General features: G+C 58.4%; 17 protein-coding genes. All 17 read left to right on the forward strand.

Features of this window, described 5'->3' with window-relative positions; translation table 11 throughout:
• Positions 1 to 112 precede the first annotated feature (112 nt).
• The 17 genes from ACJ8HB_RS08450 (at position 113) to narI (ending at position 23,807) form a co-directional block, all read left to right on the forward strand.
• Positions 113 to 1,507: a NarK family nitrate/nitrite MFS transporter gene (locus tag ACJ8HB_RS08450; RefSeq protein WP_047571564.1), complete on the forward strand. Its 1,395-nt coding sequence runs from the start codon at positions 113 to 115 to the stop codon at positions 1,505 to 1,507.
• A gap of 771 nt (positions 1,508 to 2,278) precedes the next feature.
• Positions 2,279 to 3,178 (forward strand): winged helix-turn-helix domain-containing protein, encoded by a 900-nt coding sequence (locus ACJ8HB_RS08455; RefSeq protein WP_033653666.1) that lies wholly within the window; start codon positions 2,279 to 2,281, stop codon positions 3,176 to 3,178.
• Between the two features lie 180 nt (positions 3,179 to 3,358).
• The gene (locus tag ACJ8HB_RS08460) at positions 3,359 to 4,321 is read left to right on the forward strand and encodes an NAD-dependent epimerase/dehydratase family protein (RefSeq protein WP_033634936.1); all 963 of its coding nucleotides are present in this window, start codon (positions 3,359 to 3,361) and stop codon (positions 4,319 to 4,321) included.
• 174 nt (positions 4,322 to 4,495) lie between these two features.
• Complete coding sequence (wecA, locus tag ACJ8HB_RS08465) at positions 4,496 to 5,545, forward strand: UDP-N-acetylglucosamine--undecaprenyl-phosphate N-acetylglucosaminephosphotransferase (RefSeq protein WP_047571565.1); 1,050 nt, start codon at positions 4,496 to 4,498, stop codon at positions 5,543 to 5,545.
• Between the two features lie 45 nt (positions 5,546 to 5,590).
• On the forward strand, positions 5,591 to 6,724 hold the full coding sequence (locus ACJ8HB_RS08470; protein WP_033647730.1) for a polysaccharide export protein: 1,134 nt from the start codon (positions 5,591 to 5,593) through the stop codon (positions 6,722 to 6,724).
• A gap of 27 nt (positions 6,725 to 6,751) precedes the next feature.
• Positions 6,752 to 8,932: a polysaccharide biosynthesis tyrosine autokinase gene (locus tag ACJ8HB_RS08475; RefSeq protein ID WP_033634933.1), complete on the forward strand. Its 2,181-nt coding sequence runs from the start codon at positions 6,752 to 6,754 to the stop codon at positions 8,930 to 8,932.
• 4 nt (positions 8,933 to 8,936) lie between these two features.
• Positions 8,937 to 10,235, forward strand: coding sequence for a flippase (locus ACJ8HB_RS08480; RefSeq protein ID WP_039565578.1), 1,299 nt, complete (start codon positions 8,937 to 8,939; stop codon positions 10,233 to 10,235).
• Positions 10,216 to 11,064, forward strand: a complete 849-nt coding sequence (locus tag ACJ8HB_RS08485; protein WP_048321684.1) for an ATP-grasp fold amidoligase family protein — start codon at positions 10,216 to 10,218, stop codon at positions 11,062 to 11,064. Before ACJ8HB_RS08480 ends, ACJ8HB_RS08485 begins: the two co-directional genes overlap by 20 nt.
• Before the next feature lie 6 nt (positions 11,065 to 11,070).
• Positions 11,071 to 12,225, forward strand: a complete 1,155-nt coding sequence (locus tag ACJ8HB_RS08490) for a hypothetical protein (protein ID WP_094859908.1) — start codon at positions 11,071 to 11,073, stop codon at positions 12,223 to 12,225.
• A gap of 3 nt (positions 12,226 to 12,228) precedes the next feature.
• Entirely contained in the window at positions 12,229 to 13,134 is a 906-nt protein-coding gene (locus ACJ8HB_RS08495; protein WP_033647723.1) for a glycosyltransferase family 2 protein, read from the forward strand.
• 1 nt (position 13,135) lies between these two features.
• Positions 13,136 to 14,191 (forward strand): glycosyltransferase family 4 protein, encoded by a 1,056-nt coding sequence (locus ACJ8HB_RS08500; RefSeq protein ID WP_094859907.1) that lies wholly within the window; start codon positions 13,136 to 13,138, stop codon positions 14,189 to 14,191.
• Positions 14,192 to 14,198: 7 nt separating this feature from the next.
• Entirely contained in the window at positions 14,199 to 14,942 is a 744-nt protein-coding gene (locus tag ACJ8HB_RS08505) for a glycosyltransferase family 2 protein (RefSeq protein ID WP_033634927.1), read from the forward strand.
• Between the two features lie 11 nt (positions 14,943 to 14,953).
• Positions 14,954 to 16,813 carry a carbohydrate-binding protein CenC gene (locus ACJ8HB_RS08510; RefSeq protein WP_094859906.1) on the forward strand — a complete coding sequence of 620 codons (1,860 nt, stop codon included), beginning with the start codon at positions 14,954 to 14,956 and terminating at the stop codon, positions 16,811 to 16,813.
• A 292-nt stretch (positions 16,814 to 17,105) separates the two neighbouring features.
• Positions 17,106 to 20,867, forward strand: coding sequence for a nitrate reductase subunit alpha (locus ACJ8HB_RS08515; RefSeq protein WP_047571568.1), 3,762 nt, complete (start codon positions 17,106 to 17,108; stop codon positions 20,865 to 20,867).
• On the forward strand, positions 20,864 to 22,408 hold the full coding sequence (gene narH, locus ACJ8HB_RS08520; RefSeq protein ID WP_033634924.1) for a nitrate reductase subunit beta: 1,545 nt from the start codon (positions 20,864 to 20,866) through the stop codon (positions 22,406 to 22,408). Before ACJ8HB_RS08515 ends, narH begins: the two co-directional genes overlap by 4 nt.
• Positions 22,405 to 23,127, forward strand: a complete 723-nt coding sequence (narJ, locus tag ACJ8HB_RS08525) for a nitrate reductase molybdenum cofactor assembly chaperone (RefSeq protein WP_033647718.1) — start codon at positions 22,405 to 22,407, stop codon at positions 23,125 to 23,127. The genes narH and narJ overlap by 4 nt, the downstream gene beginning before the upstream one ends.
• Positions 23,128 to 23,129: 2 nt before the next feature.
• The gene (gene narI, locus ACJ8HB_RS08530; RefSeq protein WP_025303199.1) at positions 23,130 to 23,807 is read left to right on the forward strand and encodes a respiratory nitrate reductase subunit gamma; all 678 of its coding nucleotides are present in this window, start codon (positions 23,130 to 23,132) and stop codon (positions 23,805 to 23,807) included.
• Positions 23,808 to 23,957 lie beyond the last annotated feature (150 nt).

A 23,957-nucleotide genomic window follows, 5' to 3' on the forward strand; every position in this document is an offset into this window, starting at 1 on the left:
GAAGGCGCTATTTGCGCCGCCAACTACTTGCATTCGGGTTGATATACATCAACTTTGCCGCCGGGGCCGCCCCCTAGGGTGTGCAGAATGATCCCCCGTGTCTGAGGTTTTTATGTCGCAACTTGCAACGCCTTCATCAAAGAAAACCGGTGCGCTGATTCAGGACTGGCGTCCTGAAGACAGCGCCTTTTGGCAGCAGCGTGGCCATCGCATCGCCACCCGCAACCTGTGGATTTCCATTCCCTGCCTGCTGCTGGCCTTCTGCGTCTGGATGCTGTTCAGCGCCGTCGCGGTCAACCTGAACAAGGTGGGCTTCAACTTCACCACCGACCAGCTGTTCCTCCTGACGGCGCTGCCGTCGGTGTCGGGCGCTATTTTACGCGTGCCGTATTCATTCGTGATCCCGCTGTTTGGCGGCCGTCGCTGGACCGCCATCAGCACCTGCTTCCTGCTGGTGCCGTGCTTGTGGCTGGGGTTCGCGGTGCAAGACAGCAGCACGCCGTACAGCGTGTTCGTCATCATTTCCCTGCTGTGCGGCTTCGCCGGCGCCAACTTTGCCTCCAGCATGGCCAACATCAGCTTCTTCTTCCCGAAAGCGCGTCAGGGCGGCGCGTTAGGGCTCAACGGCGGGTTGGGAAATCTGGGCGTCAGCGTCATGCAGCTGGTCGCGCCGCTGGCAATTTCTTTCAGCCTGTTCGGCCTGTTTGGCGGCACGGCGCAAAATCAGGCGGAGGGGGGGCAGCTGTGGCTGGAAAACGCCGCTTGGGTCTGGGTGCCTTTCCTGCTGGTTGCCACCCTGGCGGCTTGGTTCGGCATGAACGATCTGGCGGCGGCCAAGGCCTCGCTGCGCCAGCAACTGCCGGTGCTCAAGCGTGGGCATTTGTGGATGCTGAGTTTGCTGTATCTTGCGACCTTCGGTTCTTTCATCGGTTTCTCCGCCGGTTTCGCCATGCTGTCGAAGACGCAATTCCCGGACATCGTGATCCTGCATTACGCATTCTTCGGCCCGTTCCTCGGTGCGCTGGCGCGGCCGGTCGGCGGCGCGCTGTCTGACCGTTTCGGCGGCGTGCGGGTGACGCTGATCAACTTTGTGGTGATGGCCGTATTCGCCGCGCTGCTGTTCCTGACCTTGCCGACGGCGGGTGAGGGCGGTTCGTTCATCGCCTTCTACGGCATCTTTATGGTGCTGTTCCTCACTGCGGGGCTGGGCAGCGGGTCGACTTTCCAAATGATCGCCGTCATTTTCCGTAAAATCACTGTCGATCGTGTGAAAGCGGCCGGCGGCAGCGACGAGAGCGCGCAGCGTGAAGCGGTGACGGACTCCGCCGCCGCATTGGGCTTTATCTCGGCGATCGGCGCCGCCGGCGGCTTCTTCATTCCCCAGGCATTCGGCACCTCGCTGGCGTTGACCGGTTCGCCGGCGGGGGCAATGAAAGTATTCCTGGTGTTCTATATCTTGTGCGTGGTGATCACCTGGGCGGTGTATGGCCGCAAGAAAAAATCCTGAGTATCAAACGTCTTTCTCAATCCCTCCCGGCAGGGGAGGGATATTTCGCTCATTCCGAGTCATCTCTCCTCGCCTCCTCAGTGAAATTTTCTGTCTTTAGGTAAAATTCTCATCTCCGCTTGCCGTTTTTTTCTTTTTTTATAGCACTATCTCTCAATGTGGGAATATTTTCGCCAAAACGGATTATATTATTTGTACGTTTTTTCCGTTTTATTGAGAGTATTCTTACATTAAGGCGTTAATATCTTTCCGCAGATTAAATGAAATTTCCGGGACGGTAAGGCATAATTAGTGCGATTGTTATAAAATCAGTAATAGGATTTTGTCATAGATGCTGCACGCACTGAGTGGAATGTGTAACGGGGTTAAATCAGATAACTCTCATTCTGTTTCTTCCGGCTTTTTGTAGTCTATCTGACAATCAGATTAGGTGGAAAAACACAATGAATTCACGGGTAAGAATGAAATTTCACAATTTTATTCGATTAACAATCTAACAACACCGCTAGTTTTTCCTTTTTAAATCAATGAGGTGATCATTTGAATTTTACGGTAGCCATGAAAGAAATCCATGTTGCCAGCAGGGAAAAAGAGTCATTTGGGTAAACGGAACATCCTTAATAAGGCCTAATGTAAAAAATGAAATCAGAAAATTTTTATAAAGGCCAATATCCGATGAATGCAACCTGTTGAGTTTACATTTAATTTCTTGAACATTTTTTGATATTTCTATACAAAGTGTGCAGGACAGGCACGCTAAGGAAATTAAAAGTGAATCTTGATAAAAGAATAAAGATTAGGAATCTCGATGTTCTGACTCCTGCCGGGGAGAAATTTCGTCTGCGTTGGAAGGAGTATCAAATTCTTTCGCTGCTTGTCGCCAGATCGCCAGAGCTGGTTACACGAACGGAAATTATAGAAAATATCTGGAAAGGAACTTACTGCTCAGATTCAACGATAAATCAAACAATTAAATCTATTCGCCAAAAAATTAGCGACACGGAACATACGCTTATCAGAACCATTCCCCGTTTGGGTTACAAGGTGGAAAATCAAGCGGCTTTTCACTTTATATCCGAGGATGAGGGCTACGCTGATGATGATATATTAAATGGCGATGAAAATATTGGCGTTGATATTCAAGCGGAACTTTCTGAAAATGAAAGTGAGTCGTCTGAAACAAACGATGAAAAAATAGATAAGCCGCGTAAATCGACGCTGGTGGCTGCGCCTGTTGCAACGGTAGAGTCAGCCCACGAACCCACGCGTGAAAAAAAGTCGACGACGGTGCGGCGCTTTTTCAGCATGCCCGCCAGCCGCGTAGTGAAATATCTGACGGTATTCGCTTCGTTGCTGGTTATTTCACATTTTTCATATGTGCTCGGCAACCAAACTCGTCCACCGGTGATCAATGATATTCAGAACAACACGCGCGTGGTGTTGACGCTGACGCTGAATAATCCCCATACCAACAGCCCGCAAACCCTGCTCTGCCTGTACCAGGGCGAGAGCATGGAGCAGGCGACCATCGAATGTGTCGACCCTAAGCAAGGGCAGCTTAAGTTGCCGGTAAAATATGAGACTTCTTCTACGCCGGGTAAAGGTCGGATTAATCTCATATTGCCGAACAAAACCTTGCAATATCAAGTTGCTTACGATGTTAAAAATTAGCGCTGAATGAGGTTTTATCTTTAGCGATAATTTTACATTTGATGAAATCTTTTATTTCATTATTTGTTATTTGAAAGCCAGGTTTGATTTGTCCAGTCTGGAACTCATTACCTAACGCATATTAGCGTCCTGTTTCCATCGAGGTGACAGGAATAATGAGAACCTGCTGAGTGACAAATTATGGATAAGCGTAAAGTAGCTATTATCGGGGGTTCCGGTTTTATCGGAACACGCCTGGCAAAACGTCTCAGTGCGCGCGATGATCTGACGTTGGTCATCGTTGACAAGCAACCCAGCGCGCATTTTCCGGCGCTCTATCAGTATGGCGACGTGACGCAGCCCCAGACCCTGCAAGAACCGCTGGCGGGCTGTGACGCCATCATTAATCTGGCGGCGGAGCATCAGGACAACGTCGATCCTATTTCGCTCTATTATCAGGTCAATGTCGAAGGTGCACGCCATGTCTGCATGACCGCCTCCGCCTTGAATATCCGCCAAATCATTTTCACTTCCTCGGTGGCCGTTTACGGGTTCGTCGAGCAGGAAACCGATGAAGGGGGACGTTTCGATCCCTTCAACCATTACGGCAAGTCCAAGCTCGAAGCGGAATACGTTTATGAAGCGTGGCGCAAGGCGGATAGCGCAAACAAATTGACCATCATCCGCCCGACGGTGGTATTCGGTGAAGGCAACCGCGGCAATGTGTATAACCTGTTCCGCCAGATCGCCAGCGGCCGATTCGTGATGATTGGCAGCGGCAATAATATGAAGTCGATGGCTTACGTTGAGAATATTGCCGCGCGACTGGAACATGCGTTGGACCAGCAGTCAAGTTATCAGGTCAGCAACTACGTCGATAAACCGGACTTTACGATGAATCAATTGGTCGACGTTATTTCCTCCTCGCTGGGCAGAGAAAATAAGACGATTCGCATTCCTTATGTGGTGGGCATATGCGGGGCGACCGCATTGGATGTCGTGAGTAAAATAAGTCGTAAAAAATTCCCAATCAGCCGCGTCAGAGTGCAGAAATTCTGCGCCAGAACGCAATTTAAAAGTAATGTGCAAAATAATTTCGTGGCGCCGGTTGAACTTGATTCGGCAATCGAAAGAACCATTAAACATGAGTTTTCTGATAGATAACTTAACCGCACGCTGACGTTATTTACGTATTTCCGCCGACAAGCGGATAAATCTGTATTTTTCAGGATTAACTCATGCTGACTTATATCCTGGCCGGATCAATTTTGTTTTTGTTAATAGCGCATTGGGAGCTGTAACTCAAGGGCGGTAGCGTGCTTATTCGCTGGAGGAACGATGTTATATCAACTGAGCGTGATATTTGTGCTGGCGGTCGCCTGGGTGCTTATTGCCCGCCGGGCCGCCTTGACGGTGGGATTGGTGGATAAGCCCAATGCGCGCAAGCAACATCTGGGACATATTCCGCTGGTCGGCGGCATCGCCGTATACCTGACGCTGATGCTGATGACGCTGTGGCAACCCGCCTGGCTGCCCGACAGCACCGTCTATCTGCTGTGCATTACGGCGCTGGTGGTATTGGGCGTGCTGGATGACCGCTTTGATCTGCCCGTGGCGCCGCGCGTCATGGTGCAGGGAGGGATCGCGCTGGCGATGATGCTGGCGGCAGGGATGCAGCTTTCCTCATTGGGCTATGTCTGGGGGCATCAGGAAGTGATGCTCGGCTATGGCGCGTTGCTGCTTACGCCGCTGGCGGTATGGGGAGCGATCAACGCCTACAACATGGTGGATGGCATCGACGGGCAACTGGGCGCTTTGTCCTGCGTTACCTTCGTTGCATTGGCCATCGTGTTCGGATTGGGCGGCCGGGAAGATCTGGCGCTGTGGTGCCTGGGCCTGATCGCTGCGCTGGCGGCTTATCTGCTGTTCAACCTGAGCCTGTTCGGCGCGCGCAACAAGATCTTTATGGGGGACGCCGGCAGCATGGTGATCGGCTTCAGCGTGCTGTGGCTGGTGTTGCTGGCGACTCAGGGGCCGCAGGCGGTAATGCGCCCGGTCACCGCGCTGTGGCTGATTGCCATTCCGCTGATGGACATGGTGACCGTGATGGTGCGCCGCCTGTTGCGCCGTCAAAGCCCCTTCAAAGCGGGCCGCGATCATTTGCATCACATTCTGATGCGTCGCGGGCTCAATGCGCGCCAGACGCTGGCGATGAGCACCATGCTGGCGGTGACGCTGGCCTGCGTCGGCATTTGCAGCGAAGTGTTGCAGCTGCAGGAAAGCCTGATGCTGGTGGCGTTTCTGTTTTGTTTCTGCGGTTATTTCGCCATGTTGCGCGAACCGCGTCAGGCGACGGTGTTCAGCGATAATCCGACCGTCGGCCGTTAATCCCCTCACGGGCTGCGGCAGCAGCCCGCTTATCACGGTACTTCCATGAATTTTCATTTGCCTCTTTTGATGCCGTTGGCCTTCACCTCCGCGTTGTTGAGCGGGTGTACGGTGGTCCCCGGCTCACATTTACCGACCAGCGGAAAAGCCATCGTCGTGCAGCAGGACGACGACTTCGATTTGAATGACCAGGTGCAGGTTTACCGCATGTCGCCGATGCTGCTGCAGAAAATGCGGCGCGTAGAACCGGTCGCCCGGCCGAATCCGGCGCTGGATCAGCGGTTGCAGAACTATCAATACCGCATCGGCGTCGGCGACGTGTTGAACGTCACCGTCTGGGATCACCCCGAGTTGACCACGCCGGCCGGGCAGTACCGCAGCGCCAGCGATACCGGCAACTGGGTGCATGCAGATGGCACGATCTTTTATCCCTATATCGGGCGAGTGGCGGTGGTGGGCAAGACCGTCACCGAAGTACGCAGCCTGATCGCCGGCCGTCTGGCGCAGTACGTGGAAAGCCCGCAGGTGGACGTCAGCATCGCCGCTTTTCGTTCGCAGAAGGCCTACGTGACCGGCGAAGTGAAAACCTCCGGCCAACAGGCGATCACCAACGTGCCGTTGACCATTCTGGACGCGATCAACGCCGCAGGCGGCCTGACGGACAACGCCGACTGGCGCAACGTGGTGCTGACCCATCAGGGCAAAGAGCGGGCTATTTCGCTGCAGGCGCTGATGCAGCGTGGCGACATCAGCCAGAACGCGCTGCTGCAGCCGGGCGACATCCTCTACATCCCGCGCAATGACGAATTGAAAGTGTTCGTGATGGGCGAGGTGGGCAAGCAAGCGACGCTGAAGATGGATCGCAGCGGCATGACCCTGACCGAAGCCCTCGGATCTTCCGAAGGGATCAGCCAGACGGTGGCGGATGCGACCGGGGTGTTCGTGATCCGGCCGAGCGGCGGTAAAACGCCGCAGCGGCTGGCGACGCTGTATCAGTTCGATCTCTCCGACGCCAGCGCGCTGGCGATGGGCGCTGAATTTCAGCTGCAACCTTACGACGTCGTGTACGTCACTGCGGCGCCGATCGCGCGCTGGAACCGTTTGATCAGCCAGCTGGTGCCGACCATCAGCAGCTTTAACGATCTCAGCGAGGCTACCTTGCGCGTGCGCAACTGGTAACTCCGCAGGGTGAATAAGGAACAGAAGATGAAAAACAATGCGCTGTCCGTGATGGTGGCCGAACAAGATGAAAAGCTGGAGTGGGAGCGGCTGATCGGGCCGCTGTGGGATAACCGTTGGCGGATCGCCGTCGTGACCGGTTTGGCCGGCGTGCTGGGCGTCGCCTACGCCCTGTTGGCCACCCCGGTGTATCAGGCCACGGCGGTGGTGCAGGTGGAGAAGCAGCTGTCCGGCGATTCGCTGCTGCGTGAAACGCTGGACAGCACGATGGGGCAAAGCTCGGCGACGCAGGATGAGGTGACGCTGGCCAAGTCACGCTACGTGCTCGGCAAAACGGTGGACGCCCTCGGCCTGACGGTGCGCGTCAGCCCGGACTATTTCCCGGTGTTCGGCAAAGGCCTTGCCCGGTTGAGCGGTGAAAAGCCGCCGGTGCTGAACATCACCACGCTGACGACGCCGGCGGACATGCAGGGCGAAGCGCTGACGCTGACGGTGCGCGACGGGCAGCATTACGAATTGAGCCATGACGGCGACAAACTGTTCAGCGGCGTGGTCGGGCAGCCGGTGGCGCAGGGCGGTTGGAACATGACCGTCTCGGCGCTGGACGCGGCGCCGGGCGCCAGCTTTACCGTGGTCAAAGTCGCGCGTCAAGAAGCGGTGGACGATCTGCGCAAATACCTGGACGTGGTACCGGGCGGCAAGGACAGCGGCATCATGGCCTTTACGCTGCCGAGCGAAGATCCGCAGAGCGCCGAGGCGATGCTGAAGAACATCACCGACAACTACCTGCAACAGAACGTGGACCGCAAAACGGAAGAGGCGCAGCGCATGCTGGCGTTCCTGCAAGAACAATTGCCGCAAACGCAAACCTCGCTGAACAATGCCGAAACCCAGCTCAATCAGTTCCGCCAGCAAAACGACTCGGTGGATCTGTCGCTGGAAGCCAAATCGGTGCTGGATACTCAGGTGCAGCTCGAAGCCCAGCTCAATGAGCTGACCTTCAAGGAAGCGGAGATCTCCAAGCTCTATACCCGCGCGCACCCGGCTTACCGGGCGCTGCTGGAAAAGCGCGCCACGCTGGAGGCGGAAAAGGCGCGGCTGGGTAAACAGGTGCAGACGCTGCCGAAAATGCAGCAGGAGATCCTGCGCCTCACCCGCGACGTGCAGGTGGATCAGCAGGTTTACATGCAGCTGATGAACAAGCAGCAGGAGCTGAGCATCAGCAAGGCCGGCACGGTGGGCAACGTTCGCATCATCGACGAAGCGGAAACCGCTATCCGGCCGATTAAGCCGCAAAAGATGCTGATCGTCTTGTTGGCGCTGCTGCTGGGGGCGGGAGGCGCCGCCTCGGTGGTGCTGCTGCGCGCGGCTTTCCATCGCGGCATCAATGATATCGATACCCTGGAGAAGCGGGGCATCAACGTCTACGCCACGGTGCCGCTGTCGCCGTGGCAGGTCAAGCGCAACCGCGAGCAGCGTCATTTGCTGCCCAAATCCGGCGGCCGGCGCTTGCCGATCCTGGCGGTGGCCGAACCGACGGATCTGTCGGTGGAAGCGATCCGCAGCCTGCGCACCAGCCTGCATTTCGCCATGATGGAGGCCAAAAACAACATTCTGATGGTCTCCGGCGCCAGCCCGGAAAGCGGCAAGAGCTTTACCAGCACCAACCTGGCGGTGGTGGTGGCGCAGGCCGGGCAGCGGGTGCTGTTGATCGACGCCGATATGCGCAAAGGCTTCCTGCACCGCTGGTTGGCGGATGATGGGCATCAGGGCCTGTCCGACATGCTGGTGGGCAACGTGACGGCGGAACAGGCGGTGCGGAAAACCGCCATCGCCAACCTGGACTTCGTGCCGCGCGGCCAGGTGCCGCCGAACCCGTCCGAACTGCTGATGCACCGCCGTTTCGCCGATTTTCTGCGCTGGGCCGGGCAAAACTACGATCTGGTGCTGATCGACACGCCGCCGATTCTGGCGGTGACGGACGCGGCGATCGTCGGCAATCACGCGGGCACCTCGCTGCTGGTGGTGCGCTTTGAGGTGAATACCGTCAAGCAGATCGAAACCAGCATGCGCCGCTTCGAACAGAATGGGGTGACGATCAAGGGCGTGATCCTCAACGGCATGGTGAAGAAGGCGGCAACCGACATGAGCTATTACAACTTCGCCTACCCAAGCCATCGGGAAGAGCTCCCGCAGGCAGGGGAGTAAGCGGGTGAAGGCCATTATCACCAATGCCCTGTGGCTGATGCTCGAACGCGTTTCGCTCAGCCTGTCCGGCATCTTCGTCTCCATTTACGTTGCGCGCTATCTGGGGCCCGCGCAGTTTGGCGCGCTCAACTATCTGTTGGCGACGATCGCCATCGTGGTGCCACTGGTGCAGTTGGGCGCCGACAGCATCATTTTCAACCGCGTCGCCCGCCGACAGCCGAGCGGCATTCGCCTGATGCTGGCGTCAATACGCCTGCGCCGCCGGCTGTTCCTGGTGGTGGCGCTGCCGATACTGATATGGAGCTATTTCAGCCAAACGCCCGCCAGCCAACTGATGACGCTGTTGCTGCTTGTCAGCGCCTATTTCTCGATTCAGGACGTGTACAAGATTTATTACGATGCCCGCCTGCAGTCGAAACGCAATACGCTGATCAACAACCTGGCGCTGCTGCTGTCGATCGGGCTGCGGCTGGCGCTGGTGAGCGCCGCGCTGCCGCTGGTGTGGTTCGCGGTACCCTACATCCTCAGCAGCGCCGTGCCTTACCTGGTGCGCCTCTGGTTATTCCGTGGGGAAGCTGCGGCCTCGCCGCGGGTTACGCCGCGCCAGGCCAGGCGCTACGGCCGTTACTTGCTAAAGGTGGGGCTGCCGTTGGCCATCTCCAGCCTGTCGATAGTGATCTATACCCGCATCGATCAAATCATGCTGGGCAATCTGGTCGGCGAGCAGGCGGTAGGCTGGTTCAGCGCCGCCACCACCCTTAGCCAAGGCTGGGTTTTCGTGCCGATGGCGCTGATCACCTCGTTGATGCCGGGCATTGCCAGCTGCCGCGATCCGTTGGAGCAGGAGTACCGTATCCGGGTGCTATATCTGGTGGTCCTGGGCCTGTCGTTGCCGGTGTTGCTGGGCCTGTGGTGGTTCGCCCACCCGGCCATTGCGCTGCTGTACGGCGCCGCTTTCCAACCGGCCGCCAGCATCCTGGCTATCTGTACGCTGACCTCGCTGTTTTCGGTCATGGGGACGGTTTCGTACCGCAGCATCGTGCTGTTCGCCGGCTATCGCTTTATCGCCATCAAGATGCCGTTGGTGGCTGTGGCGAACGTGGTGATGAATCTGCTGCTAATCCCGCGCTATGGCCTGATCGGCGCGGCGGTGTCTACGCTGCTGGCGGAATTCATTTCGTTCTTCGTGCTGAACAGTTTATTCCGTGGCGGAAAAATTACCCGACTGCAGCTGACCTGTTTTTACTGCCTGCCGCGTCTTGTCAGCAAATTAAGGAGAGAGCATGTTAAACATCCTGGTTAAAAACATTTCCAAGCGCCTGCCCGATGCCTGGCACCATCAGGTTAAATACGCGCTCTATTTCAAGAAGCTGCCGCACCTGTCAAAACCGACCGGCTTCAGCGAAAAGATCATGCGCCGCAAAATTTACCCGCGCAGCATCTACACCACCTTGTCGGACAAGTTCAAGGTACGTGAATTTATCGCCGGTCTGTGGGGCGAGGAGTATCTGGTGGAGCTGTATGCGCATGGCACTGAACTCAGCTACGAGATGTTCAGGCAATTGCCCAACGCCTTTGTGCTGAAGGCCAACCACGGCAGCGGTTATAACCGGTTGGTGTTCGACAAGCGGCAGGTTAGCTACGCGGAGTTGTACGATCTCAGCAACGCGTGGATGCGCAGCAACTTTTATGAGCAGAGTCGCGAAAAGCATTATCTGGATATCGAACCCTGCATCATGGTGGAGCGCATGTTGCTGGATGGCGAACAGGTGCCGAACGATATCAAGTTTCATTGTTTCAACGACAATCATGAAATTCGCATGTTCATCCAGGTGGATTATCAGCGCTTCGGCACCCATCGGCGCGATATTTTTGATGTCGACTGGAACCGCACCGAAATCCGTATCAGCTTGCCCAATGCCGACGAACCGATGCCGCGCCCTACGCGGCTGGATGAAATGATACGTTTGGCTCGCCAGACGGCGCAGCAGTTCTCTTATGTGCGCGTGGATTTCTACCAGGTCGGCGAGAAGGTGTATTTCGGTGAGTTGACATTTACGCCTGGCGCGGGGCTAAGCAAGCTGATGCCGAAAAACATTGAGCAGGAATGGGGCAGTTATTTTACTGAGTAAACGCTTATGCAAAGAGTCGCCTCCAATTTTCAAATGCATGCCAATGCCGGTTATAATCAGTCGCGGGATTTGATCAATCAATCCATCGTATTGACCTTCCTGCTGATGTTTTTCGTGAAAACCTTCCTGACCTCGGGATCGTTCAACAGCGAGCTGATTAATAAAGCCGTGCTGGGGCTGAATGGCCTGATGTTGCTCTATGTCGGCTATGCATTTTTTATCGCTACGCTGGCGGAAAAGGCGGTTGCGGGTTTTTTGGTTCTGCTGTTTCTTATGAATATTGCCACCGGGCATGGTGATTATCTGTTTGGTGCGGTATTCAGCACGGCGGTGATAATTTTATTTCGTCGTATCGAAATGGGGCGTGGCGCTGAAATGTTTGCCATCACCTTTGTGGTGGCAGGGTTGCTGGTGGTTATTCCCTATACCTTTTACACTGATGGGTTTGTTTACCTTGATGAACGTTATGGCAACAGATTAACGCTGGGGTTCGATAACCCGAATACCCTGGCGTATTATTCTTTTGCCTTGTTCGCCACACTGCTGTGCCTGATCGACCATGCGAAATTAACGCGTGGAATGAAAAATATCGCTTCGTTGGCGGTATCGGCGTTAATTCTCCCGGTGCTGATGTATTCCTATTCTCGCACCTGTTTTATGCTGGCGTTGTTGATGCTGCTGCTGTTTTGGCTGGCGCCGCTGCTGCGTGTCGCCCCCAACAGAAAAGTCTGCATCGCGCTGACGTTGGTCATTGTCGGCTTTCAATTCGCCAGCGTTATACGCTGGGGGAACAATCCGGCATTGGACGTGCTCTTGAACCAGGCGCTGACCGGCCGGATCTGGTTCTCCTGGCAGATGTTTCAGGCGGTGGGGCTACCCAATCCGCTGTTCGGCATGAATATAGAGCCGTATAAGCCAGTCGATTTCTTCTTCATCGCCATGTTTTATTCGGCCGGCGGCATCGCCTCTGTCGTCATGCTTTTTTGTTATTTTCACTTGTTGGGCAATATGCGCAGGCTGAGTCTATTCATGCGCTGGGTGGTGGTGGTTTTCCTGTTAACAACCTTGACGGAAACCTATTTTTTGGTCCCGGTATTTAACGTGTCGTTATTGTTGCTTTGCCGTGGAAAAGAAATAATAAATTCTAAGCTGGAGGGTTAAGAAATGGATTTCTCTATCGTGATCCCTATTTATAATAGTTCGCGCTACCTGCCTAAAACGCTGAAGCGAATTTTCAACGCTTGCCAAGGGTTCGACTATCAGGTGATTTTGGTTGATGATTGCTCTGACGAGGATGACATCAAATCTATCCGCCAGATAGCGGCGACCAATAGCAATGTGATGCTGCATGAGAAAAAACAGAAGAGCAATGCGGCGGTATCGCGCAACTTAGGCACCAAGTTAGCGCAATCGGAGATCGTGTTTTTCCTCGACTCCGATGATTACTTCACGACCAACTATATTATTCGCCGTATGAAGAAGCATGAAGATCGCCAGATTGACATTATCTTCGGCAACTATGCGGAGGTGAGCGGCGATTCGGTACGCGACTTCAACTTCCACTACAAATCCGGTTCTTCCGGCGAAGATTTTCTTTTTCTGGAAATGGGCGATATTCGGTCATCCACCATCAGCATGCGTAAAAAAAGCGATCGCCGCTTTTTATTTCCCGAGTTTCTCAATAAGCATCAGGATTGGGGTTTTCTGGTCAACGCCACCAATTTGGGCGCGCAAGTGGCGCATGACGCCGGCGGCGGGGTGTTTCTCGACGTGGGGCGCTACGGGCGCATGACGGCGAAGCTTAATCTGGAGGCCAGCGACCGCTTTATCAATACCTTCCTCAGCCCCAGCGATCGCCATATCAGCGGATTCGCCTGTAAGCATCTGCTGGCCTCGCTGTATTCGGAAAACGCCCAGGCGTTCAATTATTACTCGTCGCGCATCGTGCGGCACAGCCTGAGCGGCAAGTTCAAGATGATCAAATGGTATGGCGATTGTCTGGCGCGGTTGGGGTTGTTCTCGGTTGGCGGCCGGCTGCTGCGCAACGTGCGCCAGGGATTCAGGAGATGACATGCAACCACGCAAGATAATCATCGTTATCGAAAATATGGCGGGCAAGGGCGGTACTGAACGGGTCGCCAGCGGTTTGGCCAATGCGCTGGCGCGTTTGCCGGGTTACGAGGTTGCGGTGTTTTCGCTGTTTGGCGAGCGGAGCTTCTTTCCGCTGGCGAGCGACGTCCGGTTGCGCTGCGGCGGTGGCGATTCGCTGTTCTGGCCGTGGCGGCTGGCGTTCGCGCTGCGGCGTGAACGCGCGGACGTGATCATTACCGTTTCCATGGGGAAACTGTCGGTGGTGATGACGCCTTTCCTGCGTTTGTTCTGTGCCCGCAGCCGGCTGCTGTTGAGTGAGCACGTCAGCTTTCACCAGTATCCGCGCGTATTTAAGTGGCTGAAGTTGCTGGTTTACCGGCTGAGCGATCGCGTGATTTTCCTGACGCGGCAAGATAGCGACGCCATCGCGCGCTGGGTGGGGGCCGGGAAATGTCGGGTGATCGAGAACGTTTCGCCGTTCCGCACACAGGCGCCGACGCCGGCGCTGCAGCAAAAGGTGGCGCTGGCGGTGGGGCGCTTGAGCAATCAGAAGGGCTTCGATCGTCTGATCGCGCTGTGGCGAGGGGTGGCGGCGCAGGTGCCGGATTGGCGGCTGCTGATTATTGGCGACGGCCCGGAACGCGATGCGCTGCTGCGGCAGATTGAAGACGCCGGGCTGGCGCGGCAGGTGAGTCTGCTGCCGGCCACCGCCGACGTGGCGGACTATTATCGCCAGGCCAGCCTGTATTTGATGACCTCTCGCTATGAGGGATTGCCGATGGTGCTGATCGAAGCCATGAGTTTCGGCCTGCCGCTGGTGGCCTACGACTGCAAGACCGGCCCGGCCGAGTTGATAGACGACGGCGTCAACGGCTATCTGGTGCCCGATGACGACGCCGCCGCCTTCAGCGAAGGGGTGATCAAACTGATGCTCGATCCGGGTTTGCGCGAGCACTTTTCTGTCGCCGCGTTAGAGAAGTCTCGCCGTTTTTCTCCCGAACGTATTTATCCCCAGTGGCAACAGCTCACCGAGTGAGGACAAAATGGAAAAGATATCCGTAATCATGCCGGCCTACAATGCCGCGAACTCTATCAAAGAGTCGATTCTAGGCGTGCTGAACCAGCGATTTACCGATTATCACCTGTATGTGATCGATGATGCGTCCACCGACGATACTGCCGAGGTGGTGCGGCCGTTTATCCACGATCGCCTCACCTATATACGCAATGAGCATAATCAGGGCGTGGCGGAAACGCGCAACATCGGCATTGAGGCGGCGAACGGCGACTATATCGCCTTCTGCGACAGCGATGACGTATGGCTCCCCAACAAGCTGTCGCGCCAGGCGAGCATTTTGCAAACCCGCCGCTACGACGTGGTGTGTTCCCATTACTACACCTTCGAAGACGACCTGAAATTGATCAAAAACACCCGTGGCGCGGAAGAGCTTATCGGCTATCAGGACATGTTGAAAAGCAACTGGATCGGCAATCTCACCGGCATCTACAACCAAAAGCGCATCGGCAAGGTGTATCAGCAAAAAGTGGGCCATGAGGACTATTTGATGTGGCTGGCGGTGCTGCAGAAGGCGCGTAACGGCCTGGCCTACTGCATTCCTGAACCGCTGGCCTGTTACCGATTGTCTACCCATTCGCTGTCGGGCAACAAAATCCGCGCCGCTGACTGGCAATGGCGGATTTACCGTCAGCATTTGGGGCTGTCTTATCAGAAATCCTGCTATCTGTTCGCCACCTATCTGTTCAATGCCGTGGTGAAAAGGAAATGACCATGAGGGGGATGTATCAGAGGGTGGTTCTGGGCTGTTGCGCCTTGTGGGGCGCTTCGGCTCTGGCGCAGAGCTGCCAACCCAATCTGTTGGCCAATCCCGGCTTTGAGCAGGGTCTCGGCGGCTGGCGAGCTCAGGGCGCGCAGGCCGACGGCGATACGCACAGCGGCAATGGCAGTCTGCGCTATGACAATGCAGATGCCGCGCAGTACCGCACTTTCAACCAGGCGCTGCAGGTTGCGCCCGGACAGACGATCGATTTCGGCGTCTGGCTCAAGACTCGCGGCGTACGCGGGCAAAGCCGCGACGGCGGCGCCGGGGTTTATCTGCAGAGCTTTGATGCGCAGGGGCGCTTTCTGGAAGGCAGCTATCCGGCTGGGGTGACCGGCGACAGCGGCTGGCGGCAGGTGAACGCCAGCTATACCGTGCCGCCGCAGGCGGCGCGAATCACGTTTGGCGTTTATCTGCGCAAGGGGAGCACCGGTACCGCCTGGTTTGACGACGCCTATGCGTGTGCTCGCGCGTCTATGCCGGCGTTGTATCAGCTCGGCGCGTCGGCGCAGGGGAAGGTCGACACGCTGGTCGTCACTTCGCAGCCGCAGCTTTTGCAGGTCGACAGCGAATTGCTCAATGCCGAGGGGCAGGTTGTTCACCGTAGCCGCGACCGTTATCAGGTTGAAGGGCAGCGCCGTATCGAATACCAACCGCCGACCGGCCTGGCCCAGGGCGAATACCGCCTGCGTCAGCAGGTCACCGGGCAGCAATCCCGGCCGGCACCGGACAGCGAGCTGTCTTTTCGCGTCGGGCAGCCTGCGGCCAAAGTGGCGATCGACAGCGAAGGCTTTACCCTGCGCGACGGTCAACGGCTTTTCCCGTTGGGCATTTACGCCAACGTGGCGACCGATGAGCATTTGGCGCGCATCGCATCGGCGGGATTCAACACGGTGCTGAATTATGATTATGGGGAGAAGAAAGACCCTTACGCCTTTTTCCGCAACGCACGCCAGCGCGGGCTGCTGGTCATTTACTCCGTCAAAGATCAGTACCGCGGCAGCCGTTTCGCTCCGGCCGTGCGCGGTGGCGACTACGCGGCGATGACGGCCTGGTACGTGCAGCGTTTGCGCTCTCAGCCCAACCTGCTCGCCTGGTACATCAACGATGAGCTGGGGCCGGAATATCTCGATAAGATCGAGGAAAAAAACCTGCAAATAAAGCGGCTTGACGGCGATCATCCTACCTTCCAGGTGTTGAACAAAACCGGGGAGTTGGACGCTCACTTCAACAGCAGCGACATTTTGGCGACCGACCCTTACCCGGTGGGGAACGATAGCGATCTGACGCGCACCACGCGTTATACCGAACTGACGGTGCAGGCCGCCCGCCAGGCGCGCGGGGCCTGGGTGGTGATGCAAATCATGGATCATGCCGCTTATGACGCCCGCCGCAAGCCACATCCGCCGTCAGAGGCGGAAATCCGCAATCAGGCCTGGCAGGCGCTGATCGGCGGCGCCAAGGGGCTGTTGTTTTATTCTTATACCGATCTGTTTTACAAGCGCAAAACCGGCCGCTTCGACCAACGGGAGTTTGACGCCACCTGGCGCGGTGTGGCCGCCGTGTCGCAGCAAATCGCCGCCTTCACCCCTTATCTGCTGACGGGAAAATCGACGCCGCTGGCGGGAAGCAACCCTCAAATGCCGGCGCGGATGTTTGTTCTGGGCGATCGAGCCTTGCTGCTGGTAGCCAACCCTTACTATCGAGAGGGAAGCACCCGATTGCGCCTTCCGGCGGGCTGGCGGCAGCAGGAAGGGGGGACGGAGATCCAGCTGGCGTTGCCCGCCGTGGGCACCGCGACGCTGTGGCTCCAACGCTGAATGCGTCGAGTTAGCGTTACGCGGGAGGTTTCTCCCGCGTCCTACCCCCAAATACCCCGTCTTGCCTCCCGCCCGTCAGTCTCCGTCTTCCACTCCTGATTTATTCATTTAAATTCAACATATTAATCTCGTTTATCGCACCTATACTTTGGTGGTATTTCTCACCCGGCGCGTGTATCGCCTCCCGCTTTCTCTTGATCGCAATCAATTTGCCGCCGGTTGGCCGTCAGTAGGCTGGCGGCAGATTGAGCATGTCTTCTTATAACGACAAGAGCCTTCAGGAGCATTCCGGATGAGCAAATTTTTAGACCGTTTCCGCTATTTCAAGCAGTTGGCGGAGCCTTTTTCTGGCGATCACGGCCAGACCTTGAACACCAACCGCGACTGGGAAGACGGCTACCGCAGCCGTTGGCAGCACGACAAAGTGGTGCGTTCCACCCACGGCGTGAACTGCACCGGTTCCTGCAGTTGGAAGATCTACGTGAAGAATGGCCTGGTGACCTGGGAAACCCAGCAAACCGACTACCCGCGCACCCGCCCCGATCTGCCCAACCATGAACCGCGCGGCTGCCCGCGCGGCGCCAGCTACTCCTGGTACCTGTACAGCGCCAACCGGCTGAAATACCCGCTGATGCGCAAGCGTCTGCTCAAGCTGTGGCGCGAGGCGAAAGCGCAGCACAGCGATCCGGTCGCGGCCTGGGGCTCTATCGTCGGCGATGCGGAAAAAGCCAAAAGCTACAAGGTGGCGCGCGGCCGCGGCGGTTTCGTCCGCTCCAGCTGGCAGGAGGTCAATGAACTGATCGCCGCCGCCAACGTCTATACCGCCAAAACCTTCGGCCCGGACCGTATCATCGGCTTCTCGCCGATCCCGGCGATGTCGATGGTGTCCTACGCCGCCGGCGCCCGCTACCTGTCGCTGATCGGCGGCGCCTGCCTGAGCTTCTACGACTGGTATTGCGATCTGCCGCCGGCCTCGCCGATGACCTGGGGCGAGCAGACCGACGTGCCGGAATCCGCCGACTGGTACAACTCCTCCTACATTATCGCCTGGGGCTCCAACGTGCCGCAGACGCGCACCCCGGACGCCCACTTCTTTACCGAAGTGCGTTACAAGGGCACCAAAACCGTGGCGGTGACGCCGGACTATGCCGAAGTCGCCAAGCTGTGCGACCACTGGCTGAATCCGAAGCAGGGCACCGACAGCGCGATGGCGCTGGCGATGGGCCACGTAATGTTGAAAGAGTTCCATCTCGATCGCGAAGTCGGCTACTTCCGCGACTACGTGCGCCGCTATACCGACATGCCGATGCTGGTGCTGCTGGAAGCGCGTGAAGGCGGCCATTACGCCGCCGGCCGCCTGCTGCGCGCCGCCGATCTGGTGGACGGGCTGGGCCAGGAAAACAACCCCGAGTGGAAAACCGTCGCTATCGACAGCCGCAGCGGCGATCTGGTGGCGCCGCAGGGCTCCATCGGCTTCCGCTGGGGCGAGAAGGGCAAGTGGAACCTGGAACAGCGCGAGGGCAAGTCGCAACAGGAAGTCGAGCTGCAGCTCAGCCTGTTGGGCATGCATGACGACGTTGCCGAGGTGGGCTTCCCGTACTTCGGCGGCGCCGACAGCGAGCATTTCAACAGCGTGGCGCTGGACGAGATCCTGCTGCACAAACTGCCGGTGAAACGCCTGCAGCTGGCGGACGGCAGCGAAGCGCTGGTGACCAGCGTGTACGACCTGACGCTTGCCAACTACGGCCTCGAGCGCGGGCTGGGCGACGCCAACTGCGCCGCCGACTATGACGAGGTCAAGGCCTACAGCCCGGCCTGGGCCGAGCAGATCACCGGCGTGTCGCGCCACAACATCATCCGCATTGCCCGCGAGTTCGCGGAAAACGCCGAGAAGACCCACGGCCGTTCGATGATCATCGTCGGCGCCGGCGTCAACCACTGGTATCACATGGACATGACCTACCGCGGCCTGATCAATATGCTGATCTTCTGCGGTTGCGTCGGCCAGAGCGGCGGCGGCTGGGCGCACTACGTCGGCCAGGAAAAACTGCGGCCGCAAACCGGCTGGCTGCCGCTGGCGTTCGGCCTCGACTGGCAGCGTCCGCCGCGCCACATGAACAGCACCTCGTTCTTCTACAACCATTCCAGCCAATGGCGCTATGAAACCGTCGGCACCGACGAGCTGCTGTCGCCGCTGGCGGACAAATCGCGCTTCGGCGGCAGCCTGATCGACTTCAACGTGCGCGCCGAGCGCATGGGCTGGCTGCCGTCGGCGCCGCAGCTGGGCACCAACCCGCTGCGCCTGGCGGAGCAGGCCCGCGCGGCCGGTCAGTCGCCGGTCGAGTTCACCGTCGACAGCCTGAAAAACGGCTCGCTGGGCTTCGCCGCCGAGCAGCCGGACAATCCGCAGAACTTCCCGCGCAACCTGTTCGTCTGGCGCTCCAATCTGCTGGGCTCCTCCGGCAAGGGCCATGAGTACATGCTCAAATACCTGTTGGGCACCGAAAACGGCATTCAGGGGAAAGATCTCGGCCAGCAGGGCGGCGTGATGCCGCAGGAAGTGGAATGGCGCGAGCAGGGCGGCGAAGGCAAGCTGGATCTGGTGGTGACGCTCGATTTCCGCATGTCGAGCACCTGCCTGTACTCCGACGTGGTGCTGCCGACCGCCACCTGGTACGAAAAAGACGACATGAACACCTCCGACATGCACCCGTTCATTCATCCGCTGTCGGCGGCGGTCGATCCGGCCTGGGATTCGAAGAGCGACTGGGAGATCTACAAGGGCATCGCCAAGGCCTTCTCCGAGGTGTGCGTTGGCCATCTGGGCCAGGAAACCGACGTGGTGACCCTGCCTATCCAGCACGATTCCGCCGCCGAACTGGCGCAGCCTTACGGCGTGCAGGACTGGAAGAAAGGCGAATGCGATCTGATCCCCGGCAAAACTGCGCCGCACATCATCGCGGTGGAACGCGATTACCCGGCCACCTACGAGCGCTTCACCTCGCTGGGGCCGCTGCTGGACAAACTGGGCAACGGCGGCAAGGGCATCAGCTGGAACACCCAAACCGAGGTCGACTTCCTCAAGCAGCTTAACTACGTCAAGGCCGACGGCCCGGCGGCGGGGCGGCCGAAGATTGAGAGCGCGATAGACGCGGCGGAAGTGATCCTGTCGCTGGCGCCGGAAACCAACGGCCAGGTGGCGGTAAAAGCCTGGGAGGCCCTGAGCAACGTCACCGGCCGCGATCACCGCCATCTGGCGCTGAACAAGGAAGACGAGAAAATTCGCTTCCGCGACATTCAGGCGCAGCCGCGCAAAATCATCTCCAGCCCGACCTGGTCCGGTCTGGAAGACGAACATGTTTCCTACAACGCCTGCTACACCAACGTGCACGAGCTGATCCCGTGGCGCACCCTCAGCGGCCGTCAACAGCTGTATCAGGATCACGAGTGGATGCGCGCCTTCGGTGAAAGCCTGCTGGTATATCGGCCGCCGATCGACACCCGTGCCGCGCAGCCGTTGCTCAACAGCAAACCGAACGGCAACAAGGAGAAGGCGCTGAACTTCCTGACGCCGCACCAGAAGTGGGGCATTCACTCCACTTACAGCGACAACCTGTTGATGCTGACGCTGTCGCGCGGCGGCCCGATCGTCTGGCTGAGCGAAGACGACGCCAAAGATCTGGGCATCGCGGACAATGACTGGATCGAGGCCTTCAACGCCAACGGCGCGCTGACGGCGCGCGCGGTGGTCAGCCAACGTATCCCGGCCGGCATGACCATGATGTACCACGCGCAGGAGCGCATCGTGAACCTACCGGGCTCGGAGATCACCAGCCAGCGTGGCGGCATCCACAACTCGGTGACCCGCGCCTGTCCGAAGCCGACCCACATGATCGGCGGCTATGCGCAGCTGGCCTACGGCTTCAACTACTACGGCACCGTCGGCTCCAACCGCGACGAGTTCGTGGTGGTGCGCAAGATGAACCGCATTGATTGGTTGGATGACGAAGGCAACGACTACGCGCAGGGCAGTCAGCAGGAGAACAGCAAATGAAAATTCGTTCGCAAGTCGGCATGGTGCTGAATCTGGACAAGTGCATCGGTTGCCACACCTGTTCGGTCACCTGCAAAAACGTCTGGACCAGCCGTGAAGGTATGGAATACGCCTGGTTCAATAACGTGGAAAGCAAGCCCGGCGTCGGGTATCCGCACGCCTGGGAAGATCAGGAAAAATGGAAGGGCGGCTGGATACGTAAAATCAACGGCAAGCTGGAGCCGCGCATGGGCAACCGCGTCGGCGTGCTGGCGAAAATCTTCGCCAACCCGGACGTGCCGGCGCTGGACGACTACTACGAGCCGTTCGATTACGACTACCAGCATCTGCACACCGCCAAACAGGGCAAGCACCAGCCGGTGGCCCGCCCGCGCTCGCTGATCACCGGCCAGCGCATGAACAAGATCGAAAGCGGCCCGAACTGGGAGGAGATCCTCGGCGGGGAGTTCGAAAAACGCTCGCAGGACAAGAATTTCGACAACCTGCAGAAGGCGATGTACGGCCAGTTCGAAAACACCTTCATGATGTACCTGCCGCGCCTGTGCGAGCACTGCCTCAACCCGGCCTGCGTCGCCACCTGCCCGAGCGGGGCGATCTACAAGCGCGGCGAAGACGGTATTGTGCTGATCGACCAGGACAAGTGCCGCGGCTGGCGCATGTGCCTGACCGGCTGTCCGTACAAGAAAATCTACTTCAACTGGAAGAGCGGCAAGTCCGAGAAGTGCATCTTCTGCTACCCGCGCATCGAAGCCGGGCAGCCGACGGTGTGTTCGGAGACCTGCGTGGGCCGCATTCGCTACCTCGGCGTGCTGCTGTACGATGCCGACCGCATCGAGCAGGCGGCGGCGGTGGAGAACGACAAGGATCTGTACCAGAGCCAGCTCGACATCTTCCTCGATCCGCATGACCCGAAGGTGATTGCTCAGGCGCTGGCGGACGGCGTGCCGCAGGGGGTCATTGAAGCTGCCCAGCAGTCGCCGGTGTACAAAATGGCGATGGACTGGAAGCTGGCGCTGCCGCTGCACCCGGAATACCGCACGCTGCCGATGGTCTGGTACGTGCCGCCGTTGTCGCCGATTCAGTCCGCCGCCGACGCCGGCGAGCTGGCGCACAGCGGCGTGCTGCCGGACGTCGAGAGCCTGCGCATTCCGGTGCAGTATCTGGCGAACCTGCTGACCGCCGGCGATACCGAACCGGTGCTGCTGGCGCTGAAGCGCATGCTGGCGATGCGCCACTACAAGCGGGCGGAAACCGTCGACGGCGTGGTGGACACCAGCGCGCTGGAGCAGGTCGGGTTGAGCGAAGCGCAGGCGCAGGAGATGTATCGCTACCTGGCGATCGCCAACTATGAAGATCGCTTCGTGGTGCCGTCGAGCCACCGCGAGCTGGCGCGCGAAGCCTTCCCGGAAAGCAAAGGCTGCGGTTTCAGCTTCGGCGACGGCTGCCACGGCAGCGACGGCAAGTTCAACCTGTTCAACAGCCGCCGCATCGACGCCATCGACGTGACCGCGAAAACCGCGCGGCCGGAGGATGCCTCATGATCAGCCTGAAAGTGATCGCCCGCCTGCTGGATTACCCGGAGCAGGTCCTGTTTGACCATCAGCAGGCGCTGATTGAGGCGCTGGAGCCGGCCAGCGAGCTGGATCTGCACCACAGCGCGCAGCTGATTCTGTTTATCCGCCGCCTGTGCGCCCGCCCGCTGCTGGACGCGCAGGCCGACTATTGCGAGCTGTTCGATCGCGGCCGCGCCACCTCGCTGCTGCTGTTTGAGCACGTGCACGGCGAGTCGCGCGATCGCGGCCAGGCGATGGTCGATCTGATGGCGCAGTACCGCGCCGCCGGGCTGGAGATCGACAGCCGCGAGCTACCGGATTTCCTGCCGCTGTATCTGGAGTATCTGGCCAGCCGCAGCGCGGCGCAGGCGCGGGAAGGGTTGCAGGACATCGCGCCGATCCTGGCGCTGCTGGGCGCGCGCCTGCAACAGCGCGAAAGCCCGTACGCGGTGCTGTTCGATCTGCTGCTATTGCTGTCCGGCAGCGAGGTGCAGGCCCAGACGCTGGAAACCCAGGTGGCGCAAGAGGCGCGCGACGATACGCCGCAGGCGCTGGATGCGGTGTGGGAAGAGGAGCAGGTCAAGTTTCTCGGCGAACAGGGCTGCGCCTCCGCCCAACAGACGGCGCACCAGCGGCGCTTCGCCGGCGCGGTGGCGCCACAGTATCTGGATCTGACGGATGCGTTAACCGGAACCAAAGGACGCTAATCATGCAATTTTTGAATCAGTTCTTCTTCGATATTTACCCTTATCTGGCCGGCGCGGTATTCCTGATCGGCAGCTGGTTGCGTTACGACTACGGGCAGTACAGCTGGCGCGCCGGCTCCAGCCAGATGCTGGATAAAAAGGGCATGCGACTGGCGTCCAACCTGTTTCACATCGGCATTATCGGCATCTTCGCAGGTCACTTCCTCGGCATGCTGACGCCGCACTGGATGTATGAGGCCTTCCTTCCGATCGACGTGAAGCAGAAGCTGGCGATGATCGCCGGCGGCGCCTGCGGCCTGATGACGCTAATCGGCGGTGCGCTGTTGCTGAAGCGCCGGTTGACCAATCCGCGGGTGCGCGCCACCAGCAGCTTCGCCGACATCATGATCCTGACGTTGCTGGTGGTGCAGGTGTGCCTCGGCCTGCTGACCATTCCGTTCTCCGCCCAGCATATGGACGGCAGCGAAATGATGAAGCTGGTGGCCTGGGCACAGGCGGTGGTGACGTTCCACGCCGGCGCCTCTGCGCACCTGGAAGGCGTGGCGATTATCTTCAAACTGCACATGGTGCTGGGCATGACGCTGTTCGTGCTGTTCCCGTTCTGCCGCCTGGTGCATATCTGGAGTGCGCCGGTAGAGTATCTGACCCGCCGTTACCAGCTGGTGCGCAACCGCCGCTGAACCTGACCCCGCCGCCGCCGCCGATCGCCAGCGGCGGCGCTATTCCGATAATTCCCCCGCCGTCTGCCCATTCTCGCCGCCTTGTCGTAAACTAACTATCTCAGTCATGTTACGCTTATGCTTGCGCCGACGGACGTCGGCCCGTGGTAG

Origin of the sequence: Serratia sp. CY27727 (assembly GCF_052169275.1) — a bacterium.
GTDB lineage: Bacteria > Pseudomonadota > Gammaproteobacteria > Enterobacterales > Enterobacteriaceae > Serratia > Serratia sarumanii.